1 protein-coding gene and 1 pseudogene are annotated in these 1,033 nt (G+C 52.0%); one reads left to right on the plus strand and one right to left on the minus strand.

All coding sequences use genetic code 11. From position 1 onward, the window contains the following. On the plus strand, positions 1-593 hold a 593-nt coding region (locus KDK16_RS01085), incomplete at its 5' end, for a malic enzyme-like NAD(P)-binding protein (RefSeq protein ID WP_306670683.1). Between the two features lie 122 nt (positions 594-715). Here the strand turns inward: KDK16_RS01085 and KDK16_RS01090 are convergent. Next, positions 716-1,033 (minus strand): annotated as a pseudogene (locus tag KDK16_RS01090) (peptidase); the annotation flags it as partial.

Below are 1,033 nucleotides of genomic sequence, written 5' to 3' on the forward strand. Positions count from 1 at the left end.
TTATTCACACAGAGCGTGATGACCTTAACCAGTACAAGGCCTTGTTTGCGGTTGAGACAGATTGCCGTAACCTGGACGACGCTATTAATGGGGCTGATGCTTTCCTGGGGTTGTCTGGCCCTGACCTGCTGTCTTCGGATCAGCTGGCAAGGATGGCTGAGAATCCTATTGTATTTGCCTGTGCCAACCCTGATCCTGAAATTCGTCCGGAGCTGGCCAAAAAAGTACGCTCTGATGTCATCATGGCAACAGGTCGGTCTGACTATCCAAATCAGGTGAATAACGTACTTGGCTTTCCGTTCATCTTCCGTGGTGCTCTGGATGTTCGTGCCAGTCGTATCAATGAAGAGATGAAGGTGGCTGCTGTTCACGCTATTCGTGAACTGGCTAAGGAAGCAGTCGTTCAGGAGGTCATTGATGCCTATGAGGGAGCCGAGCTGAGCTTTGGCCCGGAATACATCATTCCCAAACCGACTGATCCTCGTCTGCTGGGTTCTGTTGCTGCCGCAGTGGCAAAGGCTGCTGTAGATTCTGGGGTAGCCCGTCAGCCTTATCCTGCCCATTATCCTCTGCAGTCTCTGGACGATATATAAGCCTGAGATTCAGTTGTTAAAAAAGCCCGGCCTGGTTTTCAGGTGCGGGCTTTTTTGGGTTCCTGAAGCCTGGCCCGATCAGAACTGGCAAAAAAGTCAGAACCTCCGGGCGCGACGGAATCTTAGAACAAATCTTCCGGTTTGAGTGAGCCGCTATCTTCCGGGGAGGGACTCCTTCCCTCGCTCAGCCTCTTGGGTGTATTTTCTTTCCTGAACACTTCGAAAATGGCTTCAGGATCGCCTTGCTTTGCCAGCTGTCCTGTTCTTGGATCAATTCGAACCGTTTCTATGCCTGCTGGCTGAGGCAGGCGTCTTATCGGTTGATCTGCCAGAGCGGTTTTCATGTAACTGATCCAGATGGGAAGAGCGGCATTGGCTCCAAACTCCCAGCGACCCAGGGAGGAGAAGTTATCCATGCCGACCCAGACACTGGTAAGCAC

It is taken from the genome of Endozoicomonas sp. SESOKO4 (genome assembly GCF_024606275.1).